The following is a 17261-nucleotide window of genomic DNA, read 5'->3' on the forward strand; positions in this document are numbered from 1 at the left end:
TGGTCGGGTCCGCTGTCGCACTCCGGCGATGCTACGCGCGGCGGATCATGACCCGGTGCGGCGACGGCGGCCGTGTCACACCGGTGGCCTAACCTTCCGGACATGACGGCGGAATCGGTGATCGACTCGCAGGGCGAGCAGACGGTGGCGCGGGCGCCGGTCACGGTGCGGGCGTCGCTGTCGCCGTCGCGCGCGGCCGACTTCAAGACCTGCCCGTTGCTCTACCGTTTCCGCAGCATCGACCGGCTGCCCGAGCGCCCCACGGTCGAGCAGGCCCGGGGCACGCTGGTGCACGCCGTGCTGGAGCGGCTGTTCGACCTGCCGGCCCCGGCGCGCACCCCGGAGTCGGCCGGTGACCTGGTGGCCCCGCAGTGGGACCGGCTGGTCACCGAGGAGCCGGAGCTGGCGACGTTGTTCGCCGACGGCGACGCGGTCGGCCTGGAGGGTTTCCTCCGGTCGGCGGCGGGCCTGCTGGAGGGCTACTTCGCGGTGGAGGACCCGCGCCGGCTGGAGCCGGCCGAGCGCGAGGCGTTGATCTCCGCGGTGGTCGACGACGAGCTGCTCATCCGGGGCTACCTCGACCGCCTCGACGTGGCGCCGGACGGCGCGCTGCGGGTGGTCGACTACAAGACCGGCGGCGCGCCGCGCGAGGCGTTCGAGGCGCGGGCGTTGTTCCAGCTCAAGTTCTACGCGCTGGTGCTGTGGCGCACCCGGGGCGTGGTGCCGCGGGTGCTGCGCCTGCTCTACCTCAAGGACGCCGAGGTCTGCGACTACGCCCCCGACGCCGAGGAGCTGGTCCGCTTCGAGCGCACGGTGGTGGCGTTGTGGCGGGCGATCGAGCAGGCCACCGCGCGGCAGGATTTCCGGCCCCGGCCGAGCCGGCTCTGCGACTGGTGCAGCCACCAGTCGCGGTGCCCGAGCTTCGGCGGCACCCCGCCGCCGTTCCCGGTGGCCGCCGCCGCGCCGGACCCGCTGGTGGACGCCCGCTCCCGGCCGGCCACCCCGGGGGCCGACGAGTGAGGCTCCTCCTCGGGGAGGAGACCGGGTTCGGCTGCGGCGACGACGAGGCGGGTCGCCCGGCGGCCTAGCGTCGCAGGCATGACCGACCGGCTACCGGCCCGGCGGATGCGCGACACGCTGCTCACCGCGGCGCTGGCGTTCGCGCTGGGCCGCGCGACGCAGGCCCGGCGGGCCGCCCGGGCGCGCACCCGGGCCGCCGCCGGGCCGGGGGTGCTCGCCGAGGAGCGGCGCCGCATCGCCGGTGAGCTGCACGACCTGGTGGCGCACCAGGTCGCCGCGATGGAGGTGCTGGCCGCGGGCGCCCGCCGGGCCCTGCGCCGCGATCCGGGCGCGGCCGACGGGGCGCTGGCCGCGGTCGAGGACACCGGCCGGGCGGCCCTGCGGGAGCTGCACCGCCTGTTGCGCGTGCTGCGCGCCGACGCCGGGTCGGCGGCCGAGCTGGCGCCGCAGCCCGGCCTGGCCGGCATCGCCGCGCTGGCCGGCGCGGCCCGCGACGCCGGGCTGCCGGTCACGGTGCGCACCGAGGGCCCGCTCGGGCGGGTGCCGGACGGGGTGGCGCTGGCCGCGTACCGGGTGGTGCAGGAGGCGCTGCGCAACGTGCTCCGGCACGCCGGCCCGGCCACCGCGCTGGTCCGGCTCGCCGCCGGCGGCGGCTCGCTGACCGTGGAGGTCACCGACACCGGGCGCGGCCCGGGTCCACCCGACAGGATCGGGCACGGCCTGGTCGGCATGCGGGAGCGGGTCGCCCTCTACGGTGGGATCCTGCGGACCGGCCCCGCGCCGGGTGGCGGTTTCCGGGTGTACGCCCGGATCCCGCTGGACCCGGCCGGCGCGGTCCCGGCCCGACCGTCCGGCCCGACGAGGGGACACCCATGACGAACGCCGCCGCACCCCGACCGGTGCGGGTGCTGCTCGCCGACGACCAGCCGCTGCTGCGCACCGGGTTCCGGATGGTGCTCGGCGTCGAGGACGACCTGGACATCGTGGGCGAGGCCGGCGACGGCGTGGAGGCGGTGGAGCTGTCCCGGCGGCTGCTGCCGGACGTGGTGCTGATGGACATCCGGATGCCCCGGATGGACGGGGTGGCCGCCACCCGGGCGATCGTGGACGCCCGGCTGCCGGTGCGGGTGCTGGTGCTGACCACGTTCGAGCTGGACGAGTACGTGGTCGGGGCGTTGCGGGCCGGCGCGAGCGGGTTCCTGGCCAAGGACGTGCCGGCGGAGGACCTGGTCACCGCGATCCGCACGGTGGCCGCCGGGGAGGCGGTGGTGGCGCCGCGGATCCTGCGCCGGCTGCTGGACCGCTTCGCCGACGTGCTGCCCGACCCGGCGGCCGCCGCGCCGCCGGTGCTGGACCCGCTGACCGACCGGGAGCGGGAGGTGCTGGTGCAGGTGGCGCGCGGGCTGTCCAACGCGGAGATCGCCCGCGAGCTGTCGGTCAGCGAGACCACGGTGAAGACCCACGTCGGGCACATGTTGACCAAGCTGCGGCTGCGCGACCGGGTGCAGGCGGTCGTGCTGGCGTACGAGACGGGGCTGGTCCGGCCCGGCAAATAGGTGGCGGCGCTCACGTACCGTGACCAACGGCGGTGGTGCGGGGTTGACCATGACGCGACGTGAGGTCCTACCGTCGGCGCTGCCGGCCGGTCAGGGATCACCCTGACCCGGGGTGGGGGGCCACCCCCACCAGAAGTTCGGCACGGATTCCGCCCGGGGTCGGACGGATTCGCGACCGGCGGCACCGAGGATGGGAACCGCCGCACCGACCAGCGGGGGCGGTGCGGATCTCCGAGGCAGACGGAAGAGGTAGATGACGTGACCGCGACGGTAGGCCGGCAGGCGCAGGCCGCGGCCCGGGCGAACGACGTGTGGAAGGTGTACGGCAGCGGCGAGGCGCAGGTGATCGCGCTGCGGGGGGTGAGCGCCGAGTTCGAACGCGGCCGGTTCACCGCGATCATGGGACCGTCCGGCTCGGGCAAGTCGACGCTGATGCACTGCCTCGCCGGCCTGGACTCGGTGACCAAGGGCACCGTGGCGATCGGCGAGACCACGGTGACCGGGCTGAACGACTCCGGCCTGACGAAGCTGCGCCGGGACAAGGTGGGCTTCATCTTCCAGCAGTTCAACCTGCTGCCCACGCTGACCGCGCAGGAGAACATCCTGCTGCCGCTGTCGATCGCCGGGCGTAAGCCCGACCCGGCCTGGTACGACACGGTGATCGACACGGTCGGGCTGCGGGACCGGCTCGGGCACCGCCCGGCCCAGCTCTCCGGCGGCCAGCAGCAGCGGGTGGCGTGCGCGCGGGCGCTGGTCGCCCGGCCCGAGGTGATCTTCGCCGACGAGCCGACCGGCAACCTGGACTCCCGCTCCGGCGCGGAGGTGCTCGCCTTCCTGCGCGACTCGGTGCGCGAGCACGGCCAGACCATCGTCATGGTCACCCACGATCCGACCGCCGCCGCGTACGCCGACCGGGTGGTCTTCCTCGCCGACGGGCAGATCGTCTCGGAGCTGATCGAGCCGACCGCCGAGACGGTGCTGGACACCATGAAGAAGCTGGACGCCCCGGTCGAGGTGGGCAACTGATGCTGCGGGCAACACTGAAGAGCCTGCTGGCGCGCAAGCTGCGCCTGCTGCTGTCCGGCCTGGCGGTGGTGCTCGGCGTCATGTTCGTCTCCGGCGCGTTCGTGCTGACCGACACGCTCGGGCGTTCCTTCGACGCGGTCTTCGCCGACGCCTACGCCGACATCGACGTGAACGTGGCGGCGAAGCCGAAGGTCGAGGTTTCCGAGGCCGAGGGCGAGCAGGTGGCCGCCCCGGTGCCGGCGTCGCTCGTGGACCGGGTGAAGGCGGTGCCCGGCGCGGCGGACGTGCGCGGCGTGGTCGCCACCGACGGCGCCCGGCTGATCGGCAGCAACGGCAAGGTGGTCACCTCGTTCGGGCCGCCGCAGCTCGGCGAGAACTGGCTCGGCGAGGGTGACCTGGTGAAGCTGCGCGAGGGGCGCGGCCCGCAGGCCGACGACGAGATCGTGGTCAACGCCGCGTTGGCGAAGGCGGCGAACGTGAAGGTGGGCGACCGGGTCGGCGTGCTGACGCTGTCGCCGAAGAAGGAGTTCACGCTGGTCGGCGTGTTCGGCTACAGCGGTGGCCGGGACTCCGTCGGCGGGGCGAACGAGGTCGCCTTCACCACGCCGGTCGCGCAGCGGCTGATGCTCGGCAAGCCGGACGTGTTCTCCAACATCAGCGCGCGCGCCGCCGCCGGCACCACGCCGGAGGCGCTGCGCGACGAGGTGTCGCGCGCGCTCGGCGGCGGCTACGACGTGAAGACCGGCAAGCAGCTCGCCGACAGCGCCTCGGCCGGGCTGAAGGAGGGGCTGTCCTTCTTCAACAAGATCCTGCTCGGCTTCGCCGCAGTGGCGTTGCTGGTGGGCACGTTCCTGATCCTCAACACCTTCTCCATCATCGTGGCCCAGCGCACCCGTGAGCTGGCCCTGATGCGGGCCATCGGCGCCAGCGGCCGGCAGGTCATCGGCTCGGTGGTGCTGGAGGCGGTGGCGGTCGGCCTGATCGCCTCGGTGCTCGGGCTGGCCGCCGGCATCGGGGTGGGCGCGCTGCTGGCGTACCTGTTCGGGAAGCTGGCCGGCGGTCTGAGCCTGGCCGGGCTCGGCGTGCCGGCGGCGGCGGTGATCGGCGCGTTCGGCGTCGGTCTGGTCATCACCGTGGTCGCGGCGCTGTTGCCGGCGCTGCGGGCCGCGCGGATCCCGCCGATCGCGGCGATGCAGGACGTGGCCACGCCGGACCGGCCGCTGACCAAGGTGACGATCGGCGGCGCGGTGGTCACCGGGATCGGCGCGGTGCTGCTGTTCCTCGGCCTCAGTGGCAACGCCGGCGGCAACACGCTCGCGACGATCCTCGGCGGCGTGCTGTTCGCGTTCATCGGGGTGGCGCTGCTGACGCCGGTGATCAGCCGGCCGGTGGTGTCGCTGCTCGGCACGATCTTCTCCTGGTCGGTGCCGGGGAAGCTGGGCCGGCTCAACTCGGGCCGCAACCCGCGCCGCACCGCGATCACCGCGGCCGCGCTGATGGTCGGCATCGCGCTGGTCACCGGCGTGACGGTGATCCTGGACTCGGCGAAGGGCAGCATCAGCGCGCTCGCCGAGGACACCATCAAGGCCGAGCTGGTGATCTCCGGCGCCTCGTCCGGGCCGCGCCCGGCGAGCTTCGACGCGGCGGTGCTGGAGAAGACCGCGGCGATCCCCGGGGTGCGGCTGGTCGACGGCGAGTACGGCGACATGGCCACGGTCGGCGGCGAGCGGACCTGGGTGGCGGCGTCCAGCAACGTGGCCGCGCTGGAGCAGATCTTCGGGGCGAAGGCCACCGCCGGTGACATCGGCCGGCTGGCCCCGGACCAGATGCTGCTCAGCTCGGACACCGCGAAGGCGCGCAACCTGTCGGTCGGCTCGACTGTGCCGGTGCAGTTGTCGCGCGGCGACGCCCGCACCTACACGGTCAGCGGCATCTACGAGAGTTCTCAGCTCACCAACCCGGTGGTGCTGCCGCCGCAGGCGGCGGCCGACTTCGCCATCCCGCAGCCGATCCAGGGCTTCGTGCAGCTCGACCCGGGCACCTCGGTCGGCGCGGTGCAGCCGCAGGTCGAGCGGTTGCTGGCGGACAGTCCCGAGGTGTCGGTGGCGGACCGGGCGGCGTTCATCAAGCAGCAGACCAGCCAGCTCGACACCCCGCTGCGGATGATCCAGATCCTGTTGGCGCTGGCCATCGTGATCGCGGTGCTGGGCATCATCAACACGCTCGCGCTGTCGGTGCTGGAGCGGACCCGCGAGCTGGGTCTGCTGCGGGCGATCGGCCTGCGCCGGGCGCAGACGATGCGGATGATCACCGTCGAGGCGGTGGTGATCTCGATCTTCGGCGCGCTGCTCGGCGTGGTGGTCGGCACCGGCCTCGGCGCGGCCGTGGTGCGGGCGCTCAAGGACGAGGGGATCACCGACCTGGTCCTGCCCTGGGGGCAGATGGTGACGTTCCTGGTGCTGGCGGCGATCATCGGCGTGGTGGCGGCGGTGCTGCCGGCCATCCGCGCCGCCCGGATCAACGTCCTCGGCGCCATCGCCCACGACTGAGGTGCAAGGCGGGGGCCCTTCTTATCGCCTGGGCGATAGGAGGGGCCCCTTCCTAACGGTTGAGCAGGGCGGCGAGCAGCTCCAGGTCCGCCGCGGTCAGGCTCTCCACCTGGTGTACGCCGTCGGTCGGCGGCAGCGGCACCTCGGCCGGTACGGCCAGCACCGCCGCCCCGGCGGCCAGCGCGCTCGCCACCCCGGTCGGCGAGTCCTCGATCGCCACGCACCGCTCGACCGGCACGCCGAGCAGCTTCGCGGCGGTCAGGTAGGGCTCCGGGTGCGGCTTGGCCTCGCCCACCTCGTCGCCACAGACCACCGCGTCGAAGCTGTCGCGCCCCAGCGTGTCCAGGGCGACCTCGACCAGCGGCCGGCCGCTGGAGGTGACCAGCGCGGTGGGGATGCCGGCGGCCCGCACGGCGCGCAGCAACGCCAACGCGCCCGGACGCCACCGCAGCCCGGTGCGGAACAGGTCGAGGATCCGCGCGCTGATCCAGTCGGCGCTGGCCTGCGGGTCCCGCTGCGGCTGGCCCAGGTCGTCGTGCACGATGCGCATGGCGTCGGCCATCCCGGTGCCGACGATCTCCCGGCGGGCCGTGTCGGACAGGGTGCCGCCGTAGACGGCGGCGAGTTCCTGCAACGCGACGTCCCACAGTTTCTCGCTGTCGACCAGGGTGCCGTCCATGTCGAAGAGCACGGCGGCGGGGTGTGGGCTGCTCAGCGGGGGCCTCCTTCGATGGGCGTACCCCGCCGATCCTGCCAGCCGACCCCGGCCCGGCCGGCGGCGTACCCGATCGGGGTGACCTGCGGCATCACCGGAGGCCGCAGGCGTCCAGCGACTGCTCGTAGCCGGCGAAGAACTTCTCCGAGCGCTGTTCGGCGGTGCCGTGCGCGCCCTCGGCGAACCAGGGCTGGTCCGGGTCGTCGCCGACCGCCAGCAGCCCCTCCCGGAACTCGTCCAGGTCGCCGTCCTCCAGCTTGAGCGTGCCGGAGCGGACGCTGTCGCCGAGGTACGCCCCGGCCATGCAGTCGGCCTGCAACTCCTGCTGGATGGTGAAGTTGTAGCGGATGCCGAGCCGGGTCTGCACGCCGTGGGCGTACTCATGACCTAGCAAATAGAACAGGAACGCGTCGCCGATCTGCCGGAACGCCGACACCGACCAGTTGACGTCGTAGGCGATGAAGTCGCCGGCGGAGCAGTAGACCGCGTTGTTGCGCGGCAGCCCCTGCCCGCCGCAGGACACCTCGCCGGCCCGGGTGTAGGGCACCACCCGGCGGATCGGCCGGAACTGGTCGCCGGAGGCGCGGAACTGCGCCGTCCAGTACTGCTCGGCGCCGGCGACCGCGTCCTGGAAGTCCTGCTTGAACTCGGCGACGCTCGTCGTCCCGTCCGCCCGGGTGGTCTCCGCGCCCGGTGACGCCGGTCGGCCGCTCTGCCGTGGCGCGGGCTGCTGCGGCTCGCCCTGGTCGAGCCCGCCGCCCATGCACCCGGCCGCCACCACCGCGGCCACCAGCAGCCCGGCGAGCGGCCCGAGCCGCCGTCGTCCCGCACTCTCCCCCACGACCACCTCCGGTTGTCCGACCCCGTGTCCCGCCGCAGTACCCCGGTTCCCACCGGCTCTCACGCGCCGGCGGCGGCAATCGTTCATCAGGTGTCCACGGCGGTGAACAGCAGCAGCGCCCGAGCGGGGTCGAGGAACACCTCGGTGGTCCCCGCGTCGTGGTCGGCGCTGCGCTCCCAGCGCACACCGTCCGGCACGTACCCGGCCAGCGCCGGCCAGAGGGCGGGCGCCGCGCCGGTCACCGGCGCCCAGGTGTACGCGGCGGCCAGCGCCCGCGCGTCGGCCGGCGCGAGCCGCACCACGCCCTGGTAGCGCCGGTCGGTCGGGCCGGGGGCGCGGGAACAGGCGAAGCTCGGGTAGTCGACCTGCCAGTGGATCTCGGGGTAGGCGCCGATCCCCGGCACGTCCTGCTCGGTCCACCGCCGGTCGGTGCGGACCTCGGCCTCCTCGGCGGCGACCCGCGCCGCGCAGTCGGTGTCCTCGCCGTCGCCGGCGCTCAGCAGCCAGAGCACACCGCCGCACGCGGCGAGCAGGGCGACGGCGAGGCCGGCGGCGAGCACGAGGAACCAGGATCGACGGGTCACGGCGGCAGGGTAGCCGCCGCCGGCCACCCTGGACCCACCCCGGTACAGTCCCCGCCGTGACTCCCGACGTGACCCTCGCCAGTGTCGTCTACTGGCGACGCAGCCTCTGGAACGGCATGCGCTGCGTACCGGTGCTGATGACCCTGGACCAGGGCTGGCTGCGGGCCCGCGACCGCGACGGCGCCGAGGTGTTCGCCGTGCCCGCCGGTCAGGTCCGGGGCCGGTTGACCCGGCTGAGCACGCTGCTGCTGACCGTGGGCGGCCGGCGGTACGCCATCGTGGGACGCGGTTCCGACGTCTCGCCGTCGCCCAGCGCCGACCAGCGGCGCGAGCTCGACGAGTTCTGGGCCCACCGGGCCCCGCCGAGCGGCGACGGGGCGGGCTTCCTCGACCTGGTGTTCAACGGGGGCGCCTCGTTCCACACCCGCTCCTGGCGGGACGCGCTGGCCCGCGCGGGCGCGGCGGTGCGCTGACCCGCACGGTCAGCTCGGGCGTCAGTCCAGCCCGCGCATGATGTGGGGCTCGCCGTCGTCGTCGCCGAAGCAGCGGTGCAGCACCTGGGCGCGGGCCCACAGGTCCAGGCTGCTGGGTGGGCCGACCGCCGCCGGCCGGGGCGGCACGGTCAGCACGTGCGCCTGCTCCGGCGGCACCTTCGTCGTCACCTGGTCGGCCATTTCCGCCCCTCTCGTCGCACTCATGCTCGCCCGGCGGCGTCTCCGCCGCGTCAACCGGACGGCGCGGGTGGGGACGCGGCGCGCGGCGGGCCGGCGTCGGCCGTACTCCGGTGACGGTAGCCCGCCGGACCGGCCGGCACACCCCTTATTCCCGACGCCGACGCAGGTAGTGGGGATGATGGTCGGCGAAGGTTCACGGCAGTCGGGCTGGACCGCCACTTCCATGCCTGTCTACACAAAGGGGTTCAAGCGTCAATCCCGTCCGGATGGAGTCCCATGTCCCGCACCCTGCGCGCCTCGCCCAGCGGCCGCTGGCACTCCCATCTATCCGGGGTTGCATCCGGTACCCCGGTACGGGCTTACCGTCGACGGGTGACCGAACGCGACTGGGCGCCCGACGCCTGCACCCTGCCGACCGCCGACCGCCCGCTGCGGCTGGCCGAGTTCGACGGGCTGTTCCACGACGCCGTCCGGCGGATCGACCGAGTGTCCACCCGCCATCTGCGACTGCGTCTCGACGGAGCCGCCGAGCCGGCCGCCCGGGATCTGATCGTCCGGGAGTCGGCGTGCTGCTCCTTCTTCACCTTCCACCTCACCCGGGCCGCCGGCGACGTGCTGATGCTCGACATCCGGGTGCCGCCCGCCCGCGTCGACGTGCTCGACGCCCTCGCCGAGCGGGCCACGCCCGCACCGCGCCGGTGACCGGCCTGCGCACCGGCCAGCTCGCGGACGCAGCCGGCGTGAACGTGCAGACGCTGCGCTACTACGAGCGGCGAGGGCTGCTCGACGTGCCACGCCGCTCCCCCGGCGGGCATCGGCTCTACCCGGCCGAGGCGGTCACGTTGCTGCGGGTGGTCAAGACCGCGCAACGGCTCGGTTTCACCCTCGCCGAGGTCGCCGACCTGCTCGAAGCCGGCCGGCACCGGCACGACGTCGGCCTGCGGGCCCGCGCCCGGGAGAAGCTCGCCGAGGTGGAGCAGCGGCTGGCGGACCTCACCGTCATCCGGGACACGCTGCGGGCCGCGATCTCGGCCGGCTGCGACGACCTGATCGCCTGCGCCGGCAGTTCCTGCTGCCCACTGCCGTTCGCCGAAATCGCCGAGAGGAACGACCGTGCCGAACCCCGCTGACCGGCTGAGCCGCCTGCTGCTCACCGGCCTGACCGGGCCCGCCGGCCTGTCCTGGTGGTGGGCCGCACGGCGCGGCCACCGCGCCGGTTGCGCGGGCGGCGACTGCGCCTGCCGGCCCGGCGACAAGATCGTCACGGTACGGTCGAACGCATGACGATCGCCCGCTCCATCCTGCTGTTCCTGGTCGCCGCGGTGGCCGAGATCGGCGGCGCCTGGCTGGTCTGGCAGGGCTGGCGGGAGCACCGGGGGCTGCTCTGGATCGCCGGCGGGATCATCGCCCTGGGCGCCTACGGCTTCGTGGCCACGTTCCAGCCCGACCCGAACTTCGGGCGCATCCTCGCCGCCTACGGCGGCGTCTTCGTGGCCGGCTCGCTGGCCTGGGGCATGCTCGTGGACAAGTTCCGGCCCGACCGCTACGACCTCGCCGGCGCGGCCGTCTGCCTGGTCGGCGTCGCGATCATCATGTACGCGCCGCGCGCGAGCTGACGACGATGCTGTTCGCGCCGCGGGCGGTGGAGCTGTCCTTCCGACACGGTGACGACACCCTGGTCGGCGACCTGGTCCGGCCGCCCTGGCCCGGCCCGTACCCGGCGGTGGTCTTCGTCGAGGGCTCCGGCCCGGGCGGGCGCGACCAGCGCGACTGGCAGATCCGGCTGGCCGCCGCCGGCCTCGCCAGCCTCGCCTACGACAAGCCCGGCTCCGGGGCCTCGACCGGCGGCTGGACCCGGCAGAGCCTGCGCGGGCGGGCCGGCGAGACCCTGGCCGCGGTGGACGCCCTACGGTCCCGGTCGGACGTGCGGGCGGTCGCGTTGGTCGGCCACAGCCAGGGCGGGTGGGTGGCACCGCTCGCCGCGTCCCGCTCCCCCGCGGTCGTCGACGCGGTGGTCACCGTGTCCGGCCCGGCAGTCGGGGTGGTGGCGCAGGAGCAGTACCGGCTGCGACGCCAACTCGTCGCGGCCGGTTTCACCGAGGTCGACGCCGGTCGGGCGGTGGCGCTGCTGCACGAGCAGGTGGACCGGGTACGGGCCGGCGACGACCCGGCCGACGTCCACGCCGCGCAGGCCCGGTGGCACGACGCGCCCTGGTATCCGCTGCTCGCCGGCACCTCGCCGGCGTCGATCGGCTTCCTCGCCGGCATCGCCGGCCACGACCCGGAGCCGCCGCTGGCCGCCCTGCGCTGCCCGCTGCTGGCGATCTTCGGCGCGGACGACGTGCAGGTCCCGGTCGAGGCCAGCGTGCGCGTGCTGGACCGGGTCCTCGGCGACGCCGGGCACGCCGACCACACGGTCGTGGTGTTTCCGGACGCCGACCACGGCATCCGGGTGGCCGGCGCGCGGGCGCCCGGCTTCGACGAGCTGGTGGTGACCTGGCTGCGGGACCGCCTGTCCCCGAGCCCCGGCGTGCCCGATCCGGCGTCGAGCGGCCCGTCCGGACCGCTCGACGCCGGGTCGCCCTAGCCGGCCGTCGCCGCCTCGCCGAGGGCGGCGACCTCCCGGACGGCCGCCACGACGGCGGGGGCGTCCTTCTTGAGCAGCGCGCCGTGGTTGCTGGCGACCTTGGCGCTGACCCGGATGTTCGGGTTGCGGGCGGTCACCCCGTCGAGGCTGGCGCGGATGCGTTCCTGCTCGTCGCCGCGGCTGCCGAGGGAGGTGCCCGAGGCGACCACGTAGCGCACCGGGACACCGATCCGGTCCAGCACCGGACCCAGCTCGCGTTCCCGGGATAGCCGGCCCAGCTCGATGTTGCTCTCGGCCTGCTGCGCGGCGCTCATCCGCGGGGTCAGGCCGGTCGGGCGCAGCAGCGGCGTGAACCAGCCCAGCCGCTTGAACAGCTTGCGGATGCGCACCTCCATGGCCTCGTCGAGCCAGTCGTGCGGGAACGCGCCGTCGACCAGGACCGCCCCCACCGTACGGTCGGGGTTGTGCGCGGCCCAGTGCGCGGCGACGACGGCGCCGTAGGACCAGCCCACCAGCAGCGCCCGGTCCACGTCGCGGGCGGCGAGCACGGCGTCGACGTCGCGCACGGCGGCGGCGAAGGAGTAGTCCGCCGACCGCTTCGAGCGGCCGCGGGCCCGTTCGTCGTAGGTGATGTGCCGCCAGCCGTCGCCCAGGCCGGCGACCACACGCCGCCAGTAGCCCTGGGTGGCGAACTGGCCGTTGAGGTAGAGCACCGGCACGCCGGCGCCGCCGGTGTCGGTGACCGCCAGCGCGGTGTCCTCGACGGGCACCGTTCCGGTCCACGCGTTCGTCGTCATGGTTCTGCTCCTGTCGGGGGGGCTCAGAGGCTGCGGGCGGTGATGTCGCCGTGCGAGGTGGTGGCCCGGATGTCGAGCACCGGTGCGCCGTCGTTGCGCAGGGCGTTGCTGACCCGGCCGTGGTCGGTGCCGGCGTCCAGGGTGGCCGGGACCCCGCCGGCGGCGGCCACCGTGATGTCGCCGGAGCGGGTACGGAGCACGAGCGTGCCGCGTACCGCCTCGGCGATCCGGATGTCGCCGCGGGCGGTGCTGATCTCCGCGGCGCCGGTGAGCCGGCCGATCTCGATGTCGCCGTCGGTCGCGGTCAGGCGCGCGCTCGCGGCCTCGTCGATCTTGACCTGGCGGTACGCGCCGTCGACGGTGACGTCGCCGAGGCGGCCGACGCCGCGTACCTCGGCGGCGCCGGAGGTGACCTGGACGCGGGAGCCGGCGGGCAGCCGCACGGTGACCTCCACGGACCCGGCGGCGCCGACGAGCCGGTTGGTGGCCGCCGGGATCCGGACCCGCAGGACGCCGTCGGCGTAGCCGACGACCGCCTGCGCGGCGGTGCGGGTGTCGCGGTCGCGGGCGGCGTCGGCGGGCCGGACCTCGACGGTGGTGTCGGCGCGGTCGGCGGCGATGACCTGGATCCGCCCGGCGGGGACGTCCAGGACGGCGGAGATGGGGGCGGGGGTGGTGAACGTCTGCATCGTGCTCTCCCGGTGCGTGAACCCGTTTTCTGAACACCGGAAACGCTACGTTGCTTTCCAATAAGCATCAACAAACTCGTTGCCCTGGGAAGCCGTTTTTGCACTTCAGAAGTGGTGCAATCATTGCAACGACCCTGAACCGAACGCAATGGCGGTGGTCGCGCTCGTTGCAATGGTGAGAGTTGAACGCTATGGTCGGCCGTGGATGCCGCAGAGAGGGGCCGCCGGATGCCGGGAGGCAGACTCACCCAGCAGGACCGCCACCGGATCGCCGCCGGGCTGGCCGAGAGCCTCGCCTACGCGGAGATCGCCCGGCGCCTCGACCGTCCGACCTCCACCGTCACCCGCGAGGTGATGCGCAACGGCGGTCCCACCGGCTACCGCGCCGACCTGGCCCACCGCGCCACCGAGCACCGCGCCCGGCGACGCACGACCGCCGCCACGCGCCGCGAAGGACCACCCGACCCCGACGACGCGGCCATGACCGCGTACGCGGAAACCCTCACCACCGTCCTCATGGCCTCGGGCCTGCCGACCATGGCGGCCCGCGTGCTGACCTGCCTGTTCACCACCGACGCGAGCAGCCTCACCGCGGCGGACCTGACCCGACGCCTCCAGGTCAGCCCCGCCTCGATCTCCAAGGCGATCGCCTTCCTGGAGGGGCAGAGCCTGGTCCGCCGGGAACGCGACGACCGCCGCCGGGAGCGGTACGTCGTCGACGACGACCTCTTCTACCAGGCGACCGTCGCCAGCGCACGCGCCAACGACCAGCTCGTCGCCGTGGCACGCCAGGGCGTCGCCCTGCTCGGCCCGGACAGCCCGGCCGCCGCCCGACTGGAGAACATCGCCCGCTTCCTCGACTTCATCAGCGAGAGCATCACCCGCGCCGCCGAACAGGCCCGCGAGATCCTCCGCACCGCTCGTTAGGTCAGCACGACGCGGGCGGGACGCTCTGCTCGTACTGGAAGACGTTGTGCGGGTCGTAGACCGCCTTGATCCGGCGCAACCGCTCCACGTTCGGCCCCCAGTACGCGGTCTCCCACTCCTGCATGCCGATGTTGGGCACGTTGACGTAGGCGCCGTCCACGTAGGGGCGCAACGCCTGGCTGAACTCGGCGATCCACGCCTGGGCGGCCGGGGTGAGGGCGTCGCCGCTGTCCGGCACGCCCCGGGTCCCCCAGCCGGCGCCCGGCTCGGAGTAGAAGATCGCGTCGCGGTGCGGGAACGCCGACCCGCCGACCGGCTGCTTCGCCTGCGCGCCGACGCCGAACGCCTGGGTGAAGAAGTTGCTGTCCTCGGTGGGCGCGACCGCCATGAAGCTACGGACGATCTCGATCGCCTCGGGCGGGAACGGCCGACGGGTGAACTGGGAGAAGAACTTCCAGTTCGCCGGCTCGTCCTGGGTCGGGATCTGGAACCCGGCGTAGATCTCACCCCAGCCGCCGATCTGCACGGTCACCTGCGGGCTGCCGACCGACAGCACCGGCGCCAGCAGCCTCCGCACCTCCGCGTCGGTGCCCTCGACGAGCACGCCGAACAGCAGGATCTGCGACTTGTGGATCTCCAACTGGGAGCCGAGGCGCACATCGGTGAACGGCGCGGTGCGCTGCCACCTGTCGAAGACCTCCCGCAGGTCGTCCAGCCCGGACCAGGTGGCCTGGAGATAGGCCACGCCGCGCAGCGGCGCCACCCGGTAGGTCAGCGAGGTGACGATGCCGAAGTTGCCGTTGCCCGCACCGCGCAACGCCCAGAGCAGGTCCCGGCGGTTGCGCAGGTCCACCTGGATCGCCCTGGCGCCGTTCGCGCCGGACGCCACGACGATCTCCGCCCCGATCAGGCTGTCGCAGGCCATGCCGAGCCAGCGGGTGAGGAAGCCGAAACCCCCGCCCAGCGTCGCGCCGGACAGGCCGACGCTCCCCTCCGTACCGGTGGTCACCGCGAGGCCCTGCTGGGCGAGCGCGGTGACCGCCTCCAACTGGTTGAGCCCGGCGCCGACCCGCGCGGTGAGCGCGGCCCGGTCGATGTCGGCCGACTTCAGCTCGCTGACGTCGATGACGATGCCGTTGTCCACGTTCGACCAGCCCTCCAGGCTGTGCCGGCCGCTGCGCACCCGCAGCGCGACGTCGTTCTGCCGGGACCAGGCGAGCGCGTTCACCACGTCCTGGGTGTTCTGCGCGAACACGATGACCAGCGGGTTGCGCACGAACAGCTCGTCCCAGCCGAGACTCGCGGACGGATAGTCCGGATCACCGAAACGCACGATCCGGCCGGTCAGCTCCGCCGGCGGGCAATCGGCCCAGATCGGCGCCCCCGAGCCGTCGGTGCCGGTGGCGGCCTGGGCGGCCCCGGCGAGCACGGCCGGCGCGACGACCGCCCCGGCGCCGACGGCCGCGGTGGCCTGGAGCAGCGTACGTCGAGAGATGTCGGGCATGGTCGTCGCCTTCCGGTCGGGCCGACGGGCCTCGGACCCGTGCCGGCGTGCGACCTCACGCTAAGACCGGACACTTCTTCACATAAGCGGAAGACGAGGGCGAAACCCGTCCGAGTGACCATCCCCGGTCACCGGGTGAACGCGCACCGCTCCGCGTCCGCCGCCACCCCGACGAACCGCTCCAGCAACGCGAGCCGCTCGGCGCGCCGGCTCTCCGCCAGGGCGAGCGCCTGCCGGCGCTGCTCGGTGCGCGCCGCCTGCCGCTGGGTGGAGTGCTGCACCGGATAGCAGAGTCCCCCGCCGATCGCCACGCCGCCCAGCGACGTCACCCGGCACTTGCGGGCATGCCGTAGCGTCGATCGCATGACGACGGTGGTGGTGTCGGTCGCGGTGCTCGTGGTGCTGGTGCTCGCCGTGGTCGTCTTCGTGAGCCGGCGGGACCGCGATCGGCTTTCGTCCGAGGAGGATCAGACGGCGGTCCGGCACGCCGGCGCCGACCAGCGTCGGCACGAGGCGGAGCGTCACCTCGCGTCGGGCCTCGCCGAGCGGCACCGCAATCCCCCCAGCACGTGAGCGGGCTGCGCCGAAACCACCTGCCATCCGGAAAATGGGAGCGCGAGCCGACCGCCGGCCCCTACATTGCGTCCATGCCGGGCCGTCGAGAACGGATGCGTCGGGAGCTGGGTGCCTTCCTCAAGGGATACGGCCGCAGCTCACGGCGGCGCAACGGAATGGATCCCAACGACCGTACGTACAGCCGCAAGCTGGAGACCGAGATCAAGCGGATGCGTCCGGACGACCTCGACCGCCTGATGCGCGACGACGAGGACGAAGACCGGTAGCGTCACCGGGTGGTCGCCGCCGGCATCACCACTTCCGACGCCATTCGAGTCGACCTCGATGCGCCATCGGGGAGGCATCTCCTCGTCGCACGTACATGACCGCGTTCTCGACCCACCAGACATCGCCGACGCGGAGAAAGGTCGGAACCTCCAACGTCAGGGCGAGAAGGCAGCCGTCGGAGCTGCCGGGGAGCCCCTCCAGGTGCTCCACCATCCGCATCCGGTCCACGATCATCACGCCATCATTGCGCGCGTGCCCCACACCGTCGGCCCTGTTAGCCGGCGCGTCCTGCGCCGCCGTCCCCCGGCGCTCGGCGTGGCCCCGAGCGCCGCTTGATCCGCGCCGGCTCGGGGACGTGGCTGCATCGAGCGAGCGGGCGGGTGATGGCTACCAAGGCCAATGCTGACCCAGGTGGGTCGGATCGTCGCCCGGAGACACCACGAACACGTGCTCGCCGCTGTCGCCGAACACCAGCAGCGGCCCCGTCTGCGATGCCAGCGCCACCGTCGCGGCCAACACCCCCCTGCCGGATGGCTTACGGAACCCGATGTCGGTCACGGCCTGGTCCAACTTCACAGGCTCGTCCCCGCCGGCACCATCGACTCCCACACTGACCTCGCCGAGGTCCAGGCCACCCACCGACGCGCAGGTAGCCGGATCCGGACAGCCCGGAAGATCGCTGGTCGCGTCATGTCCGGCGATCTGGAACCACCGCACGCCGTGACAGCCGGCCTCGCGGAACGCAGCCAGCACCTGCTCCACCGTTGGCAACTCATGGGGGGCCGGTGGCTCGTCGGGCAGACCAAAGGCCGACTCAGCGGCAGCCGCCCACTCAAGTCCACCGTCTGCGGCCGCCACATACAGCGGCGTGACCAGCAAGTGCCAACTCACCGCACGCATCCTGCCATCCCGCGGCCGGAACCCGAACGCGAACAGGCCCCGCCGGGAC

Annotated in this window: 24 protein-coding genes; 14 read left to right on the plus strand and 10 right to left on the minus strand. The window is 73.7% G+C overall.

Annotated elements, in window-relative coordinates; all coding sequences use genetic code 11:
- The first annotated feature begins 102 nt into the window (after window positions 1-102).
- The 5 genes from H1D33_RS11125 (at window position 103) to H1D33_RS11145 (ending at window position 6151) form a co-directional block, all read left to right on the plus strand.
- Entirely contained in the window at window positions 103-1020 is a 918-nt protein-coding gene (locus tag H1D33_RS11125) for a RecB family exonuclease (protein ID WP_181568139.1), read from the plus strand.
- A 78-nt stretch (window positions 1021-1098) separates the two neighbouring features.
- The gene (locus H1D33_RS11130) at window positions 1099-1896 is read left to right on the plus strand and encodes a sensor histidine kinase (RefSeq protein ID WP_181568138.1); all 798 of its coding nucleotides are present in this window, start codon (window positions 1099-1101) and stop codon (window positions 1894-1896) included.
- Window positions 1893-2576: a response regulator gene (locus H1D33_RS11135; RefSeq protein ID WP_181568137.1), complete on the plus strand. Its 684-nt coding sequence runs from the start codon at window positions 1893-1895 to the stop codon at window positions 2574-2576. The genes H1D33_RS11130 and H1D33_RS11135 overlap by 4 nt, the downstream gene beginning before the upstream one ends.
- 258 nt (window positions 2577-2834) lie before the next feature.
- A complete protein-coding gene (locus H1D33_RS11140; RefSeq protein ID WP_181568136.1) occupies window positions 2835-3602 on the plus strand; it encodes an ABC transporter ATP-binding protein in 768 nt (255 codons plus the stop codon).
- Window positions 3602-6151 (plus strand): ABC transporter permease, encoded by a 2550-nt coding sequence (locus H1D33_RS11145; RefSeq protein WP_181568135.1) that lies wholly within the window; start codon window positions 3602-3604, stop codon window positions 6149-6151. The genes H1D33_RS11140 and H1D33_RS11145 overlap by 1 nt, the downstream gene beginning before the upstream one ends.
- 52 nt (window positions 6152-6203) lie before the next feature.
- On the opposite strand, the gene H1D33_RS11150 is transcribed toward H1D33_RS11145, so the two are convergent.
- From H1D33_RS11150 to H1D33_RS11160, 3 genes are all read right to left on the minus strand, one after another.
- Window positions 6204-6842, minus strand: a complete 639-nt coding sequence (locus H1D33_RS11150; RefSeq protein WP_181568134.1) for an HAD family hydrolase — start codon at window positions 6840-6842, stop codon at window positions 6204-6206.
- 115 nt (window positions 6843-6957) lie between these two features.
- The gene (locus tag H1D33_RS11155) at window positions 6958-7707 is read right to left on the minus strand and encodes a neutral zinc metallopeptidase (RefSeq protein ID WP_181568133.1); all 750 of its coding nucleotides are present in this window, start codon (window positions 7705-7707) and stop codon (window positions 6958-6960) included.
- An 86-nt stretch (window positions 7708-7793) separates the two neighbouring features.
- Complete coding sequence (locus tag H1D33_RS11160; protein WP_181568132.1) at window positions 7794-8291, minus strand: hypothetical protein; 498 nt, start codon at window positions 8289-8291, stop codon at window positions 7794-7796.
- 56 nt (window positions 8292-8347) lie between these two features.
- Between H1D33_RS11160 and H1D33_RS11165 the strand changes: the two genes are divergently transcribed.
- Entirely contained in the window at window positions 8348-8764 is a 417-nt protein-coding gene (locus tag H1D33_RS11165; protein ID WP_181568131.1) for a hypothetical protein, read from the plus strand.
- A 21-nt stretch (window positions 8765-8785) separates the two neighbouring features.
- On the opposite strand, the gene H1D33_RS11170 is transcribed toward H1D33_RS11165, so the two are convergent.
- On the minus strand, window positions 8786-8965 hold the full coding sequence (locus H1D33_RS11170) for a hypothetical protein (RefSeq protein ID WP_181568130.1): 180 nt from the start codon (window positions 8963-8965) through the stop codon (window positions 8786-8788).
- A 372-nt stretch (window positions 8966-9337) separates the two neighbouring features.
- Here H1D33_RS11170 and H1D33_RS11175 point away from each other — a divergent pair, with 372 nt between their 5' ends.
- The 5 genes from H1D33_RS11175 to H1D33_RS11195 are packed head-to-tail and all read left to right on the plus strand — an operon-like array spanning window position 9338 to window position 11552.
- A complete protein-coding gene (locus H1D33_RS11175; protein WP_181568129.1) occupies window positions 9338-9667 on the plus strand; it encodes a hypothetical protein in 330 nt (109 codons plus the stop codon).
- Window positions 9664-10095, plus strand: a complete 432-nt coding sequence (locus H1D33_RS11180) for a MerR family transcriptional regulator (protein ID WP_181568128.1) — start codon at window positions 9664-9666, stop codon at window positions 10093-10095. Before H1D33_RS11175 ends, H1D33_RS11180 begins: the two co-directional genes overlap by 4 nt.
- Window positions 10079-10249 (plus strand): hypothetical protein, encoded by a 171-nt coding sequence (locus tag H1D33_RS11185; RefSeq protein ID WP_181568127.1) that lies wholly within the window; start codon window positions 10079-10081, stop codon window positions 10247-10249. Before H1D33_RS11180 ends, H1D33_RS11185 begins: the two co-directional genes overlap by 17 nt.
- Window positions 10246-10581 carry a YnfA family protein gene (locus H1D33_RS11190; RefSeq protein WP_181568126.1) on the plus strand — a complete coding sequence of 112 codons (336 nt, stop codon included), beginning with the start codon at window positions 10246-10248 and terminating at the stop codon, window positions 10579-10581. Before H1D33_RS11185 ends, H1D33_RS11190 begins: the two co-directional genes overlap by 4 nt.
- A gap of 5 nt (window positions 10582-10586) precedes the next feature.
- The gene (locus tag H1D33_RS11195; RefSeq protein WP_181568125.1) at window positions 10587-11552 is read left to right on the plus strand and encodes an alpha/beta hydrolase family protein; all 966 of its coding nucleotides are present in this window, start codon (window positions 10587-10589) and stop codon (window positions 11550-11552) included.
- Here the strand turns inward: H1D33_RS11195 and H1D33_RS11200 are convergent.
- On the minus strand, window positions 11549-12349 hold the full coding sequence (locus tag H1D33_RS11200) for an alpha/beta hydrolase (protein ID WP_181568124.1): 801 nt from the start codon (window positions 12347-12349) through the stop codon (window positions 11549-11551). The two genes, H1D33_RS11195 and H1D33_RS11200, sit on opposite strands and share 4 nt — an antisense overlap.
- 23 nt (window positions 12350-12372) lie before the next feature.
- A complete protein-coding gene (locus tag H1D33_RS11205) occupies window positions 12373-13038 on the minus strand; it encodes a DUF4097 family beta strand repeat-containing protein (RefSeq protein WP_181568123.1) in 666 nt (221 codons plus the stop codon).
- A 228-nt stretch (window positions 13039-13266) separates the two neighbouring features.
- Between H1D33_RS11205 and H1D33_RS11210 the strand changes: the two genes are divergently transcribed.
- Entirely contained in the window at window positions 13267-13965 is a 699-nt protein-coding gene (locus H1D33_RS11210; RefSeq protein WP_181568122.1) for a MarR family transcriptional regulator, read from the plus strand.
- A gap of 1 nt (window position 13966) precedes the next feature.
- On the opposite strand, the gene H1D33_RS11215 is transcribed toward H1D33_RS11210, so the two are convergent.
- Window positions 13967-15469 carry an FAD-binding oxidoreductase gene (locus H1D33_RS11215; RefSeq protein ID WP_181568121.1) on the minus strand — a complete coding sequence of 501 codons (1503 nt, stop codon included), beginning with the start codon at window positions 15467-15469 and terminating at the stop codon, window positions 13967-13969.
- Between the two features lie 128 nt (window positions 15470-15597).
- Entirely contained in the window at window positions 15598-15834 is a 237-nt protein-coding gene (locus tag H1D33_RS11220; protein WP_181568120.1) for a hypothetical protein, read from the minus strand.
- Here H1D33_RS11220 and H1D33_RS11225 point away from each other — a divergent pair.
- Both H1D33_RS11225 and H1D33_RS11230 read left to right on the plus strand, forming a co-directional pair.
- Complete coding sequence (locus tag H1D33_RS11225) at window positions 15833-16042, plus strand: hypothetical protein (RefSeq protein ID WP_181568119.1); 210 nt, start codon at window positions 15833-15835, stop codon at window positions 16040-16042. The genes H1D33_RS11220 and H1D33_RS11225 overlap by 2 nt on opposite strands.
- The gene (locus tag H1D33_RS11230) at window positions 16039-16311 is read left to right on the plus strand and encodes a hypothetical protein (protein ID WP_181572961.1); all 273 of its coding nucleotides are present in this window, start codon (window positions 16039-16041) and stop codon (window positions 16309-16311) included. The genes H1D33_RS11225 and H1D33_RS11230 overlap by 4 nt, the downstream gene beginning before the upstream one ends.
- A 25-nt stretch (window positions 16312-16336) precedes the next feature.
- Here H1D33_RS11230 and H1D33_RS11235 read toward each other — a convergent pair whose 3' ends face one another.
- Window positions 16337-16549 carry a hypothetical protein gene (locus H1D33_RS11235; RefSeq protein WP_181568118.1) on the minus strand — a complete coding sequence of 71 codons (213 nt, stop codon included), beginning with the start codon at window positions 16547-16549 and terminating at the stop codon, window positions 16337-16339.
- Window positions 16550-16699: 150 nt separating this feature from the next.
- Window positions 16700-17203, minus strand: a complete 504-nt coding sequence (locus tag H1D33_RS11240; RefSeq protein ID WP_181568117.1) for a hypothetical protein — start codon at window positions 17201-17203, stop codon at window positions 16700-16702.
- Window positions 17204-17261 lie beyond the last annotated feature (58 nt).

The sequence above is a fragment of the Micromonospora ferruginea genome (assembly GCF_013694245.2).
Classification (GTDB): domain Bacteria; phylum Actinomycetota; class Actinomycetes; order Mycobacteriales; family Micromonosporaceae; genus Micromonospora; species Micromonospora robiginosa.